Genomic DNA, 12,204 nt, shown 5'->3' with positions numbered 1-12,204 from the left:
GACTCCATCCTCCAAAGCAGGTGTGAAGATATGGTTAAAAAAGATGGCGATACCATTCAACCCGAAACCTATACGATCGCTTCTAATCCGACTATTGTGCTCAATGAGTATATGAATGTGCTGTTCGCAGGAGAAAGCCAGACTCGGCCTGGTCACAGGCTAGGTCCTAAGGTATTCGACCTGTATCTCATGCACTTCGTATTATCGGGAAGAGGCATCTTCGAATGCGCGGACGAGCAGTACGAGCTTCGAGAGGGACATACGTTCATTATTGCGCCTGAGCAGCTCGTCAGCTATTCCTCTGATCGTGAGGATCCTTGGCGATACCGCTGGATTGCCTTCTCCGGCTCGCTTGCCGCAAGTCAGCTTGCTGCTGCAACGGGAGGCACAGCTGTAGGTGGACTAGGACGTGGACCAGGAGATGAACCAGGAGGTGGATCAGGACAAGCTGTACTGGACACCGGGCAGAATCGACGGGTCAGCGCTCTGTACCATCTGATCTATCGTACGTTCAGAGAAGGGGGAGCATCCGCTCACCTTAGAGCCTCCGGTTATCTCCAGCTCCTGTTCGGCGAGTATGCTGCTGCGCAAGGGAAGGGGTCGACCCTTGACCCGAGTGCGGGAGGCCGCAGCAATGAACAGCTCGTGAAGCAGATGGTTCATTACTTGTCGACTCAATATGCGGAACCCGTCTCGATGGAGAGGATGGCTGATTCCCTCGGCTACAACCGTGCTTACCTGTCCAGGGTGTTCAAGCAGAGGACAGAGCTGTCGCCCGTCACCTTCCTTCTTCGCTTCCGTCTAGATAAGGCTCGCCAGCTCCTTCGCCAGCGTCAAGAATTGACCATAGAACAGATTGCCGCTTCCGTGGGACTGCAGGATGCGCTCTACTTCTCCAAGCAGTTCCGCAAGCTCTATGGAGAGTCCCCCACCGCCTATCGAGAGTCTGTCCGCAAGATGGAATAGGCCGTATGAGGCCATACCTTAAGCATTGGAGCTGTCTGACGTTCCGCCTGTTTCCTTCATCCATCTAAGGGGTATTAATTGCTCAGCTGCACATACTAAGCTAGGGGGATTCCAATGATGAGAAGGTTACATACCGGCAGCCTATACTGGCCGACTACACTCGAGCATACTGCTTCCTATCCGCAGGTGAATGATCATCTTCGGACGAAGGTGGCCATCGTAGGAGGAGGGATGTCCGGTGTCGTGTGCGGATACACATTGACAGAGAGCGGCATTGCTGCACTCGTCATTGAACGAGGTGAGATCGCAGGAGGGAGTACATCAGCTAACACAGGGCTGCTGCAGTTCTGCAATGACATCACATTAACGCAGCTTACCAAGCAGATTGGTGAACAATCGGCTGTCAGCTTCTATCGAGGCTGCCTTCAGGCTGTACAGGACTTAGGAGCAGCCGCGGCGAAGCTGACCGGCGCCGCCTTCTACCCTAGGAGCAGTCTGTATTATGCAAGCACAGAGAGTGATGTTGCTATGCTGGTTGAGGAATATGAAGCGTTAAGAGAAGCTGGACTCTCGGTAGAGTTATGGACTGAGGAGCAGATCAAGGCGCACTTCCCATTCAGCAAGCCAGCTGCCATCGTCACACACGGCGATGCGGAGGTTAATCCGGCTAAGTTCGTTACCCAGCTTGCCGAATATGCGACCCGGTCTGGACTCGGCATTCATGAGCATACCGACATTATCGAGCACCTTCATGATCAGCATGAAGGGCTGCACAGGCTTCGTACTTCAAGCGGACATGTTATTGAAGCAGAGCACGTCATCTATGCGGTCGGCTATGAGCCCGAAGAGCTCAGGGGCAACTTAATCAAGGCGGAGATGAATCGTTCGTTCGCCGGGGTCACGGAAGTACAGGATTCCGAGCTCCTGAATTCCAGCTGGCATCAGAAGTGGATGCTGTGGGAGTCGGCGAGGCCTTACTTATACTTGCGGACAACGGAGGACGGCCGTATCGTCATTGGAGGACTGGATGAGGAGTACCCCGAGCCTGTCCAAGGCGACCGATCCCGTCACAAGAGAACGGACAAGCTCGAGCATCGGCTCCATGCGCTCTTCCCGGAGCTGAACAGCTCTCTGGCGTATGAATGGAGCGCTACATTCGGAGAGTCTGTGGATGGACTGCCCTTCATCGGGAAGGATCCCGAGCGGGATGGTGTATATTACTGCCTTGGCTATGGAGGTAACGGAACGGTGTACAGCATGCTGGGCTCGCAGATTATTAGAGATGCTATCCAAGGCAAGACTCATCCTCTTGCATCCATTGTCAGGCTGGACCGCTAACCGATAGAAAAAGCTCCAGCTCCCCCGTGAACGGGAGCTGGAGCTGGAGCTTCCTTATGCTGCGTAATCGTTATACGAATTCCGCTCGATTCCTTGCTCTAAGCGATCGTTGTCGCTCCGGTTCTCCGATAGACGGCTTCGGCCGTACTCAGCCTAGATAGATCAGGCCCTCCGTCCTGATCAACTAAGGAAGCGCTGCTATCCGTCTCTACAACAACAACATACCTTCCGTCGTGAATCGCCTCTCCGCAAGTTGATGCCTCTGAATTACTGAGCCCCAGAGTTCTAAGGGCCTGGGAGTAAGAGTCGACCTCCTCCATAGCACCTGCAAGATTGCCTGCTACGATGCCTGGAGCTACGTTATAGCCTGCTCCGCCGCCGCCGTACACCCCGGCACTGCCTCCGATATAAGGCGCACTAGTCGTTCCCGCAGCAAGCAGAATGTCCGGACCTCCACTGTGATCTCTCTCGTTCCGAGTCTTGATTAGCTCCAGCACTTCATCCGCATGGACATGGGTCTCGGTCTCAATTCTGCGGGAATGCTCATAATCCTTAGCGAACACACGAAGCTCGCTCTTGGCGAATCCTTCACGCTGCAATTCAGTTACTGTGTCAATCACTTGTTGTTCGGTTGAGAATATACCAATCTTCCGTGTCATAGTCATCCTCCTCCTTCTTATTACCATTGTTATACCCCAATGTCATCTAAGCAAATCACATTGCTTAGGGTGAATTGGAAGGAAATCAATCTCCCCTGCTAGTTGTGCGAGCGGGCTCTTCGGGGTATGATAAGTATAAATTTAGCAATTCGGTCAAGCAGGAGGCACAGCGATGGTTCATCGAATGCTCCGTTACCCCGCAGGCTGGGAATGGCACCTGCTGATGGACAGGCAGCAGAGTTCCCAAGCAGAACTACCGAGACGGGTACAAGCCACCGCTCGCGAATTCGAAGATCATGTACGGAAGCAAGTACAGCAAGTGGAAGATCAGCAAGCTGAGCGCAAGGAACAGCGACTCGCCATGAAGCGTCTGCTGCCTGAGTGCGCACTATGGATGGATGCTTGTGAAGGCAGAACCTCCAATCAGATTACCGTAGCCCAGCAGCAGGGAGGTCAATCTGTCCTGTATGGAACTCTGATGTATCAAGGCTCTGAGCAATTGACGGATATACAGCCGTTCCACTTCTGGCTGTCCCCTTCAAGACTCGTGACGATGCATGAAGATCTCCGTCTAACAATTCAATTGCAGAACGACGAGCACACGGACAAGCTTCAGAGATGCGGGTCGGCGCCTGAAGCGTTATTCATCATACTCGGAGCGATGCTGGATGTGTTCCATCAAGGCTTGGACGGCTTCGAGACGAGGCTTGGCGAGCTGGAGACCACGATGCGTGTGCGCAACCGGACAGGACTCATGGATGATATATTCGAGAGGCGGTACGACCTGCTCCATTGGAGTCATCTCTTCCTGCCTGTCAGAGAAGTGCACGGAGCTGCGAAGGAAGCCTTCCTCGAAGGCTTAACCGGCTCGGAGAGCTTCGAGCGAATCTCACATAAGCTAGAGCGGATTGAAGAGCTGCTCAAGCATTATGCACTGGAGATTGATACATTAATCTCGATGGATGATGCGATAGCCAACTTCAGAGGCAATGATATTATGAAGACATTGACGATATTCACTGCCCTATTCACCCCTGCCACGGTAGTCGGAGCCTTGTGGGGCATGAACTACAAGGTGCTGCCTTGGGCTCAGGAGCCATGGGGATTCCCCTTCATGTGTGGAATTGTCATCATCTTCACATCAGGGATCTACGCCTGGTTATGGAAGAAGGGCTGGACGGGAGACTTGCTCATTGGGCATAAGAAGCAGCGGAAGCGTCGACCCACAGTCTCTGGCTCTCCCTCTGCTCGATCGTCAAGTGATGAACAAGCCGGCACCAGCCCAGCTGCTGCTGCACAAGGGCTGTCTCGCAGCAGCCGGGGAAGCAGTAAGCAGACAGCTAGAAGGAATGACGGAATGAGAAAACTCCAGTAAGCTGGCTTAATGCAGCTTACTGGAGTTGGCTATGTAACCCTATGGTTGATTAATCTTGACGGGCAGTCCAGTCTGAGCCGACTGGTTGGCTGCCAGAGTTACGAGATGCGTCCGATAGGCATCCTCATAGCTGGAACGAATAAGAGAAGCATCGCCTGTGCGAACAGCATGAAGGAAGGCTTCATTCTCGGTCTCATATGGATTCGTTCGGTTGGCATACTCGGTCTTAACGCCTGGTTCCAGAGAGACTAGACCGCTGTGACTGAGCTCAAGCACTCCCCGATTCGTATATAGATGAAGTCCTGCACGGTCTCCGGCCGGAATCGCGCAAGTGTTGCTAATCGTTGCTACCGCACCGCTTGCCAGCTTCAGCGTTACCGTACCGACATCAGGAACGGTCACCCCTTCGTTCGAGCCCGCAACCACTCGTTCCCCGAATGCCGCATACACCTCAGTAATCTCACCTGCAACATAACGAAGCAGATCGACGATATGTGTAGTCTGCTCAACGAATTGTCCGCCTGACCCCTCCATCTTCCTCCACCAGCCGATCTTCGGCATTGAACCCATCCAATAGCCGAGAGCCATAGCCAGCGTTCGCTCCTGCAGCAATTCCATGGCCCGCTGCGTGCCGTCCATGTATCGGAAGTGATAGCCGACAGAAGTGATGAGTCCGTGCTCCTGAATCCGGCTTAACAGCTTCGCTGGCAATTCGCTAGTCATGCCGATCGGCTTCTCAACCAGGAACGGGATGGCTCGTTCAATTAACGCCTCTTCAATCTCCCCATGAGCGAACGGAGGGACGCAGATATAGACGGCGTCAAGCTCCTGCTCCTCCAGCATGCGATGAACGGATGAATACCCTCTGGCATCCCTATAAGGCAGCGCCGCAGCTGCCGCCTTGTCCTCACTGGTCCCGCAGAATGCACGGACTTCAACATCTCCTCTGGCAGCAAGCTTCTCCGCATGCATAAGGCCGAACCAGCCGGTGCCAACGATTCCAATTCGCAATTTCATATAATATTACTCCTCCCGAGTCTTGCCTAGGTATGTACCTTACACCATTATACCGCTAGCAAGAGACGGCTGGAAGAATGTCTTATCGCCTATATGAATGACTAGGCCAAGTTCCCAATTGCCCGCCCAGACATATAATGCAACAACAAAGAGGCACGATGCTCTGCCAGAACTGAACTTGGGAGGGGCAAGCGATGGGGAAGCAGCAGTTAGATATTCGTACGGCCTTATTTCTCGCTGCCGTATGCGGTCAGACTTACGTACAATTCCTGAATACAGAGGGACTATTCATTATGCCGCGCGGCTATTCGCTTGTCGGCACGTTCAAGGGGGCGGCCTATGATCAGCTCCAGGAGTGGTTCGGATTCCTCATGGAGTCGGAGCGGGCTGCGGTGCTTGCTTACCGGGGATCCGGCTCCGCCAGCGATTGGGTATCTGACTTCATGGCAGACCAGGTGTCCTATCCTCCGGTGAAGGATGCAGGCCTTACCCACAAGGGCTTCACGGACATCTATATGTCGACTCGGGATGCCGTCCTGTCGCTTGTCTCCAAGCTTCCGGACAATAAGCCGCTGTTCCTGACCGGTCACAGCATGGGAGGAGCACTCGCCACACTAGCTTCGCTGGATCTGGCCGTGAACTCGTCCCTCTCTTCGCCTATTGTATATACGTTCGGAGCCCCGCGGGTCGGCGATCCCAGATATGTACGCACTTACAATCGCAAGATTGATGCCCACTGGCGATTTCAGAATGAATTCGACATTGTCCCCCATCTGCCTACTCTCATCTATCAGCCTCCGAAGTCCACGAAGACCTATTATTATATGCATGTGAAGGGCGAGGTGAAGCGCTCCTTCCGGATGGGCTCTATCTCAGGCAACCACATTTTACCTAATTACTTCGCTGATCTTGCTCGTGAAGAGCCTGCTTTTGCAGCAGCCGCTTGTACAGAGACACCTGGCTGGTGTCCGGTGTGACGTGTGGAGTCTTCGTGATACGACATGAAAAAAGTGATTGAGCAAAAGAAGACTCAATCACTGGAGATTATCATAAAATATATAGCAGTATACAGAAGAAATGGAGAACCGAGCCTCCAAGTACAAAAAGATGCCATACCGCATGATGATAAGGGAAGCTGCGCCACATATAGAAGATCGTGCCCACCGTGTAGAGCACTCCGCCGCCAATGAGAAGCTGGAGTCCGCCGAGAGCGAGATGATCTGTAAGCGGCTTCCAGGCAAATACAATAATCCACCCCATTGCAATATAAGCAATTGTTGAGGTGAACAAATATCGGGAAGCAAAAAACGCCTTGAAGGCGACCCCAACAACCGTAATGCCCCATACGATGCCGAACAGCACCCATCCTAATGCTCCGCCGACGATGTGGAACAAGATGGGGGTATAAGTACCCGCGATAAATACATAAATGCAGGAATGGTCAAGCACCTCGAATACACGCTTCGCCTTCCCCTCGGGGAAGCTGTGGACGAGAGTAGAGGCGCAATATAACAGCAGCATCGTCGTGCCGTAGATGGTGAAGCTGACGACATGAAGAGCCGTACCCTGCAGAGCAGAATAGACAATGAGCAGAACTAATGCAGCGATGCTGAGCCCTGCACCTATGCCATGCGTAATCGCATTCGCTACTTCTTCGCGCTTCGAGTAGGTATGCGTATTAGCCATCTCTCTGCTCCCTTGTTCCCCTGCAGCTTAGCTCGAAGCTACACCCCTTCATTGGAGTATGCTACCTTCGAATCTACCTCTATGATCGTCGTGCCAGAGTGCTCTTCATAGGATAGCTTAGGCTCTTCCTTATCATACAGCCAGTACTTGCGAATCCCCGCACTCTGGGTACTGTCCGTCTCGAACAAGAAGATGTTGAGATAAGACAGCTGCTCTTGCAGGAGACGCACATCGGCATCCGTCAACCCCTCCACACGAATGGACCAGCCTCCTGAAGGGTTGGGATTGACCTGGAATGATAGTCCGCGTGCCTCTGTATCAATAAGTGTCCGGCCAATGACGAGCTTGATTAACAGCTTCGATGCAGGAGCTTCAATCCCGTTGTTCATCAGGCTCCGCCTCCCTCTCTAGGAAGGTCAATCAGAAGCATCAAGGCACCTGAGTTCATTCCACGAACCTCTAATGCCTTCTCCTCGCGCAAGCGTACCGTATCACCCCGAGCGAGCAGATGCTCGGTTCCGTCAATAGTTAGACTGGCTTCTCCATGAATAACGAACAAGTATTGAAGCCTGCCGCCTGCAGATTCGTACATAAGCCCTTGTCCTGCTCCAAGCTCGCTCATATATAACGTCGTATCTTGATGAATATGGGCAATGCCCTCACCTTGAGATTGACCGGATACGACAGGCAGCCAGTTCCCTCTGAGACGCTCTGTGTCGTAATAAGAAGTCTCATAGGAAGGCTCCAGCCGCTTCGTCTGAGGGGTGATCCAGATCTGCAGGATATGGGCAGGATCCTCAGTGGGATTCACCTCGGAGTGGATGATGCCTGTTCCCGCACTCATCCGCTGTACGCCGCCGAAGGTCGTCACAGCTGTCTGTCCGGTACTATCCTCATGCTTCAGCTGTCCGCTGAGCACAATCGTTATAATCTCCATCTCACGATGGGGATGCGCGCCGAAGCCTCTGCCTCCCGCGATGACATCTTCATTGAATACACACAGGGGACCGAAGAATCGGTTGTCCTGGTCATAATAGTCCCCGAAGGACATACTATGGTAGCTCTCCAGCCAATCCAGCTGCTTGTGGTAACGGGTCTCGTTCTTCCTTATCTCCAACATGAAGAGTCCTCCTCTGCCCTATAGGCTTCCGACTTGCTCTTCTGTAGTGTACTGCAATCACACGGAGCCTTTCAACCATCGGCGTACGCGGTCAATCGTCTTGTCCAGGTTGCAGATGGATTGTCCGTCAATATAAGGATTCAGATGTCGAAAATAATCAGCATGCCCCCCGATAACGGGTATGCCGCTTACATAGCCAGGCGCGTACTTATAACGATTCCAGTAGGGCATCTTCCCGTGCTCAGAGGACCAGCCTCCCCAGCTGCCAATTCGGGAGATAGGGTCCTTCACCTTCCCGCGGCTGTCCACGCAATGGAAGTAACAGACCCTATTCTGAAGCTCCGGAGCTATTCGCACTCGAGGGGAACCAACCTGCACAATTCGGAAGTTGTTGGTCATGCCTTCCTCATAGAGCATCCTGCCAGCTTGATAAGCGGCAACCCCGCCTCCGCTGTGACCAATCAGCAGCAGCGGTTGACCTCCATACGTTCGCTTAATCTGGTTAAGCGCATAGCGTCCGCCTATTCGCGAGGCGGTCTTCCAGCTTGTCAGATCCGTCCTGACATCAAGCAGCTGACGAATCAGACTTCGGGTATGATCCCCGTATGGGAATATGACATGGATGATTGGCTCCAGCCCGTCCGCGCGGAACATCCGGTCGAGCTTCCTTCCGCATTCATTGAACGCACTTAATGTCGTAGCCACACCCGCCAGCAAGTAGATGCTGACCTGAATGCCAGTCTGCTGAATAGCCGCCATAACGCCTTCCCTCCGATTCATCAATGAACAGAATAAGTGTACCTTCATTATGCGGGGGATAGCCTTCATTCATTCCTCAATCCAGATGTTATTTCCGTTCAGAACTACCTCATATCCGAGCAGTTGCAAGGTATCTTCCAGTGGCAGCGAAGTAAGGGAACGGTACAGCGGTACATAGTTCATGTAGTGGTACCCTGCCCATGCTCTTCTCTGCTTGCTGGTGGTCTTCACAGCGAGTCCTGCCTTCCCTGCGCCGCGAGTGAGGATCACATGTCTGCCTTGCTTCTCGACCTTCAGTCCCAATAATTGTTCATAGAAGGTGACATCCGCATACAACACCCCACGCTCCTTGAACACTCTTCCCCGATAGGTGAAGTGTTCCTTGTGCGTATGAAGCGGCAGTGTGCCGGCATAAGCCGGCTCGGCAGGAAGGCCGCTTAAGTAATGCTCATCCGCTATAGATTGCCGGTAAGCCTCCAGCACTTCCTGCTCACTCGTTACCGAATAGTCATTGATACGACGCTTCGGATTAGGCTCTCCGACGTTGTTCACATCGAAGTAGAACACCGCCTTCACACGCGGGTAGAGCTTGGGAAGCGACTGGTATAGCCTTGAGATTTTACCCCGAGCGAAGTCATTGTCCTTCTTCCCATCTGTCACGGTATAATGCGTCACGCCGAACTCGGACAATTGGATGGGCTTCGTGCGGCTGAACCGGTTGTACACGGTATTGATTAGGTCTAGCGGATCCTCGAAGTCGGCCCGATGGCTCTTGCTGTTGTTGTGGTACTTGACGTTGTAGACATTCACGCCGACCCAGTCGACATAGCGGTCTCCGGGATAGTAGCGCTCGATCGTACGCTCAGGCATCGCCAGTACGGTCCAGACCATGGCTACCTGTGGGGCCAGCTCCTCGAACACGTCATGCACCAGCTTCCAAGTCTCCTTGTACAGCTGGGGATTGCCGCTGTAGGATGTCCAGCTGCCGTTCATCTCGGAGGCGAAGCGCAGGAAGATCGGCACATCCGCCGCGTCTGCCGCCTTGGCGAAGCCCCGCAGATACTCATCCTCCTTAACCGCCAGCAGTCCGCCATTGGGCTCCCAGGCAATATGCGGGAACGCCCCCTCCGCCTTCACCTGCTCCACCCATTCAGCTGGGAAGGGCTGACCGTAGCCGACATACTTGAAGAAGCTGGCATGGGTTCTCCCCGTCCGCTCGTTGTATTCCGACATGCTGTGTCCAATCGCCGCATTCTGCAGAACGTAGGCACCCAGGTAGGCACCTTGCTCCGGTTCAAGCTTAGCCGGCGTATAGGAACTCAGCTCCGCATGAATGGTCCAATCGGATGTATCTACGACATGATAGGAGTTATATCCGATATAGCCCGCAATTCCAGCCTGGAGAGCGAGGATGAACACAGCTAGTGCAAGGAATACGAAGCGCTGCCTTATTCGTGTAATGATGGATCCCTTCAAGCGATGATTCCTCCTGTTGAGCACGCATAGGAGACACCAGGTCTCACTAGTATCCATCATTAACAGCCTGCTATTCGTTATACCCGCTTCTTCTACTTCTCCCTGCCCTTGGGTACAAAAAAAAAATCCAACCTGCGAGCACTTCGCTCGAGGTTGGATCGTTAGGCGGCTGAATCGTTAGGCAGTGCTGGATGATTGGACGATCGGAAGATTAGACGCCCATGCGCTTGCGCTGGTTGTTAACCTTCTTCGTATTCTGGCTCTTCATAGCCGGACCATTGCCTGCTGTATGCTTCTGTCCTGGCAATGCGTTGCCTCCTTGCGCCTGCTTCTTCTGTGCCAAGCGCTGCTTCGCTGCTTCTGCCAGAGATACCTTCTTGGGCTGCTGCTCAGCTTGATCTTCATGATTCGTAGGTTCGGTTGTCATGTGTTCTCACCTCTTATTAGAATATAGATATAACGAATGAAGGAGCCCTTCCGCAGCGCGCATTGATCCAAGATGAACCATCCTGCTGCTGAGAGTGCTTCGTCAATCCTCTCCGTTGCAACCACTACCGCTCTTGCGGCATAACGTGAAGCGCTGCTTAGAAGCTCTAGCTGCTCCTCTGAGGACAGTACGGAACAGAGATTATATGGGAGATCTACGATGACAGCATCGTAATGGCCCGAATGCAGCCGCATATCGCCAAGCTTGACTAGCTCGGTTGAATACCCGTAATGAGCAAGATTCACTCTCGCCCCGCGAACCGCTAACGGATTCCGATCGATTCCTTCCGCCTCGGCGCCCATCGTTAGAGCTTCTATTAATACTGTACCCATCCCGCAGCATGGATCCATCAGCTTCTTGCCGGTAATCGTACCGCCAAGCGCTAGGTTCACCAACGCCCTTGCTGCTCGCGCAGGCAGAGCAGTTGAGTAGTTCTGCGGCTTCCTGCTGCGGCTCAGCCATCCGGAATCTCCGAGCTCAAGCTCACCGAACAACCACTGCCCGTCCACTCTTGCCAAGCCGAAGAGCCGATCCGGCTCCTTCATCTGCGCCTTGCCGACAATAGCTCCGCCGGCCGCACGCTCCAGACTCCGCTGTTCATCATAGCTGATTGGTTCATCGGTGACTAGGCAACTGACCTTGAAGGTGTGCCCATTCAGTTCAATCTTCCTTAATTGCTGCTGTAGAGAGGATAGATCCTCACCTACATATTGTACCGTCATTTTCACGCGGATGAAAGGGCTTCTGCTCGCAATAATAGGGATGTCCGCCAGCACATAGCCGGCTCTAGGCTCTACGCCCAGCATCGTTCTGAGCTCGAGCCTGCACAGCTCCGCCTCATCCTCATGACAGCCGAAGGTATAGAGATAGGAGTGGTACGAGGGAGCAGCCTTGTTCATTCTGTCGCTTCGCTTGCTGCAGCGTTCGGCTCTGTCTTCACAGGCACATGGACTCCAGCGCCAGCACCGAGCCTGCTATCTGCTTCTGCCTTAAGCTTGGCTACCTGCTTCTCCAGCCCACGAATAGTCCGCTGCAGCCGATACTGCCGGATGACGCCGAAGAGCCCGACTGTCAAGCCGCCCAACAGGACCGAAGCCAGTATAATGAGAATGAGGGGACTCTGCGTCTTCGCGAACAGAAAGTTCACTTGCACGGAATCCACATTAATGACAGCGAATCCCGCTGTGATGAAGGCGAACAGCAGAGCGGCAATCAATACTCCTTGTGCTCTCATACTCATCTCCCCTTAACGTTAGTTGAGCTAGCTGAAGCAAATCATAATCTATGATTGAACTTCTGTCAAAGTAAGGAACGGATGAAC

General features: G+C 53.3%; 14 protein-coding genes. 4 read left to right on the top strand and 10 right to left on the bottom strand.

Features of this window, described 5'->3' with window-relative positions; translation table 11 throughout:
* Positions 1-30: 30 nt before the first annotated feature.
* Positions 31-966 (top strand): AraC family transcriptional regulator, encoded by a 936-nt coding sequence (locus ACFO9Q_RS22610; protein ID WP_379185840.1) that lies wholly within the window; start codon positions 31-33, stop codon positions 964-966.
* 114 nt (positions 967-1,080) lie between these two features.
* Entirely contained in the window at positions 1,081-2,304 is a 1,224-nt protein-coding gene (locus ACFO9Q_RS22605; protein WP_379185839.1) for an NAD(P)/FAD-dependent oxidoreductase, read from the top strand.
* A gap of 98 nt (positions 2,305-2,402) precedes the next feature.
* On the opposite strand, the gene ACFO9Q_RS22600 is transcribed toward ACFO9Q_RS22605, so the two are convergent.
* The gene (locus tag ACFO9Q_RS22600) at positions 2,403-2,963 is read right to left on the bottom strand and encodes a hypothetical protein (protein ID WP_379185837.1); all 561 of its coding nucleotides are present in this window, start codon (positions 2,961-2,963) and stop codon (positions 2,403-2,405) included.
* 172 nt (positions 2,964-3,135) lie between these two features.
* On the opposite strand from ACFO9Q_RS22600, the gene ACFO9Q_RS22595 reads away from it, so the two are divergent.
* Positions 3,136-4,338 carry a magnesium transporter CorA family protein gene (locus tag ACFO9Q_RS22595; RefSeq protein WP_379185836.1) on the top strand — a complete coding sequence of 401 codons (1,203 nt, stop codon included), beginning with the start codon at positions 3,136-3,138 and terminating at the stop codon, positions 4,336-4,338.
* A 39-nt stretch (positions 4,339-4,377) separates the two neighbouring features.
* On the opposite strand, the gene ACFO9Q_RS22590 is transcribed toward ACFO9Q_RS22595, so the two are convergent.
* Positions 4,378-5,355 carry a Gfo/Idh/MocA family protein gene (locus tag ACFO9Q_RS22590; protein WP_379185835.1) on the bottom strand — a complete coding sequence of 326 codons (978 nt, stop codon included), beginning with the start codon at positions 5,353-5,355 and terminating at the stop codon, positions 4,378-4,380.
* A gap of 194 nt (positions 5,356-5,549) precedes the next feature.
* On the opposite strand from ACFO9Q_RS22590, the gene ACFO9Q_RS22585 reads away from it, so the two are divergent.
* Positions 5,550-6,332, top strand: coding sequence for a lipase family protein (locus ACFO9Q_RS22585; RefSeq protein ID WP_379185834.1), 783 nt, complete (start codon positions 5,550-5,552; stop codon positions 6,330-6,332).
* Between the two features lie 70 nt (positions 6,333-6,402).
* Here ACFO9Q_RS22585 and trhA read toward each other — a convergent pair whose 3' ends face one another.
* The 8 genes from trhA to ACFO9Q_RS22545 all read right to left on the bottom strand — a co-directional run bounded on the left by trhA (position 6,403) and on the right by ACFO9Q_RS22545 (position 12,117).
* Positions 6,403-7,041 carry a PAQR family membrane homeostasis protein TrhA gene (gene trhA, locus ACFO9Q_RS22580; protein WP_379185833.1) on the bottom strand — a complete coding sequence of 213 codons (639 nt, stop codon included), beginning with the start codon at positions 7,039-7,041 and terminating at the stop codon, positions 6,403-6,405.
* A gap of 38 nt (positions 7,042-7,079) precedes the next feature.
* A complete protein-coding gene (locus ACFO9Q_RS22575; RefSeq protein ID WP_379185832.1) occupies positions 7,080-7,430 on the bottom strand; it encodes a hypothetical protein in 351 nt (116 codons plus the stop codon).
* Positions 7,430-8,161 carry a pirin family protein gene (locus ACFO9Q_RS22570; protein ID WP_379185831.1) on the bottom strand — a complete coding sequence of 244 codons (732 nt, stop codon included), beginning with the start codon at positions 8,159-8,161 and terminating at the stop codon, positions 7,430-7,432. Before ACFO9Q_RS22570 ends, ACFO9Q_RS22575 begins: the two co-directional genes overlap by 1 nt.
* A 57-nt stretch (positions 8,162-8,218) precedes the next feature.
* Complete coding sequence (locus tag ACFO9Q_RS22565; RefSeq protein ID WP_379185830.1) at positions 8,219-8,920, bottom strand: hypothetical protein; 702 nt, start codon at positions 8,918-8,920, stop codon at positions 8,219-8,221.
* 69 nt (positions 8,921-8,989) lie between these two features.
* Positions 8,990-10,396: a glycoside hydrolase family 26 protein gene (locus ACFO9Q_RS22560; RefSeq protein WP_379185829.1), complete on the bottom strand. Its 1,407-nt coding sequence runs from the start codon at positions 10,394-10,396 to the stop codon at positions 8,990-8,992.
* Positions 10,397-10,607: 211 nt separating this feature from the next.
* Positions 10,608-10,823: a hypothetical protein gene (locus tag ACFO9Q_RS22555; protein WP_379185828.1), complete on the bottom strand. Its 216-nt coding sequence runs from the start codon at positions 10,821-10,823 to the stop codon at positions 10,608-10,610.
* On the bottom strand, positions 10,820-11,782 hold the full coding sequence (locus ACFO9Q_RS22550) for a TRM11 family SAM-dependent methyltransferase (RefSeq protein WP_379185827.1): 963 nt from the start codon (positions 11,780-11,782) through the stop codon (positions 10,820-10,822). Before ACFO9Q_RS22550 ends, ACFO9Q_RS22555 begins: the two co-directional genes overlap by 4 nt.
* On the bottom strand, positions 11,779-12,117 hold the full coding sequence (locus ACFO9Q_RS22545) for a LapA family protein (RefSeq protein ID WP_379185826.1): 339 nt from the start codon (positions 12,115-12,117) through the stop codon (positions 11,779-11,781). Before ACFO9Q_RS22545 ends, ACFO9Q_RS22550 begins: the two co-directional genes overlap by 4 nt.
* Between the last annotated feature and the right edge of the window lie 87 nt (positions 12,118-12,204).

This window comes from Paenibacillus sp. GCM10023252 (assembly GCF_042653305.1).
Taxonomy (GTDB): Bacteria; Bacillota; Bacilli; order Paenibacillales; family Paenibacillaceae; genus Pristimantibacillus.
Note: the sequence above shows the minus strand (reverse complement) of the source record. Positions and strands in the feature narration are given on the sequence as shown.

What these genes read in the sequence shown, in the direction of transcription:
- trhA (WP_379185833.1), bottom strand. Translation starts at nt 7,041, where the DNA reads ATGGCTAATACGCATACCTACTCGAAGCGCGAAGAAGTAGCGAATGCG.
- ACFO9Q_RS22565 (WP_379185830.1), bottom strand. Translation starts at nt 8,920, where the DNA reads ATGGCGGCTATTCAGCAGACTGGCATTCAGGTCAGCATCTACTTGCTG.
- ACFO9Q_RS22605 (WP_379185839.1), top strand. Translation starts at nt 1,081, where the DNA reads ATGATGAGAAGGTTACATACCGGCAGCCTATACTGGCCGACTACACTC.
- ACFO9Q_RS22555 (WP_379185828.1), bottom strand. Translation starts at nt 10,823, where the DNA reads ATGACAACCGAACCTACGAATCATGAAGATCAAGCTGAGCAGCAGCCC.
- ACFO9Q_RS22575 (WP_379185832.1), bottom strand. Translation starts at nt 7,430, where the DNA reads ATGAACAACGGGATTGAAGCTCCTGCATCGAAGCTGTTAATCAAGCTC.
- ACFO9Q_RS22585 (WP_379185834.1), top strand. Translation starts at nt 5,550, where the DNA reads ATGGGGAAGCAGCAGTTAGATATTCGTACGGCCTTATTTCTCGCTGCC.
- ACFO9Q_RS22600 (WP_379185837.1), bottom strand. Translation starts at nt 2,963, where the DNA reads ATGACACGGAAGATTGGTATATTCTCAACCGAACAACAAGTGATTGAC.
- ACFO9Q_RS22545 (WP_379185826.1), bottom strand. Translation starts at nt 12,117, where the DNA reads ATGAGAGCACAAGGAGTATTGATTGCCGCTCTGCTGTTCGCCTTCATC.
- ACFO9Q_RS22610 (WP_379185840.1), top strand. Translation starts at nt 31, where the DNA reads ATGGTTAAAAAAGATGGCGATACCATTCAACCCGAAACCTATACGATC.
- ACFO9Q_RS22570 (WP_379185831.1), bottom strand. Translation starts at nt 8,161, where the DNA reads ATGTTGGAGATAAGGAAGAACGAGACCCGTTACCACAAGCAGCTGGAT.
- ACFO9Q_RS22550 (WP_379185827.1), bottom strand. Translation starts at nt 11,782, where the DNA reads ATGAACAAGGCTGCTCCCTCGTACCACTCCTATCTCTATACCTTCGGC.
- ACFO9Q_RS22590 (WP_379185835.1), bottom strand. Translation starts at nt 5,355, where the DNA reads ATGAAATTGCGAATTGGAATCGTTGGCACCGGCTGGTTCGGCCTTATG.
- ACFO9Q_RS22595 (WP_379185836.1), top strand. Translation starts at nt 3,136, where the DNA reads ATGGTTCATCGAATGCTCCGTTACCCCGCAGGCTGGGAATGGCACCTG.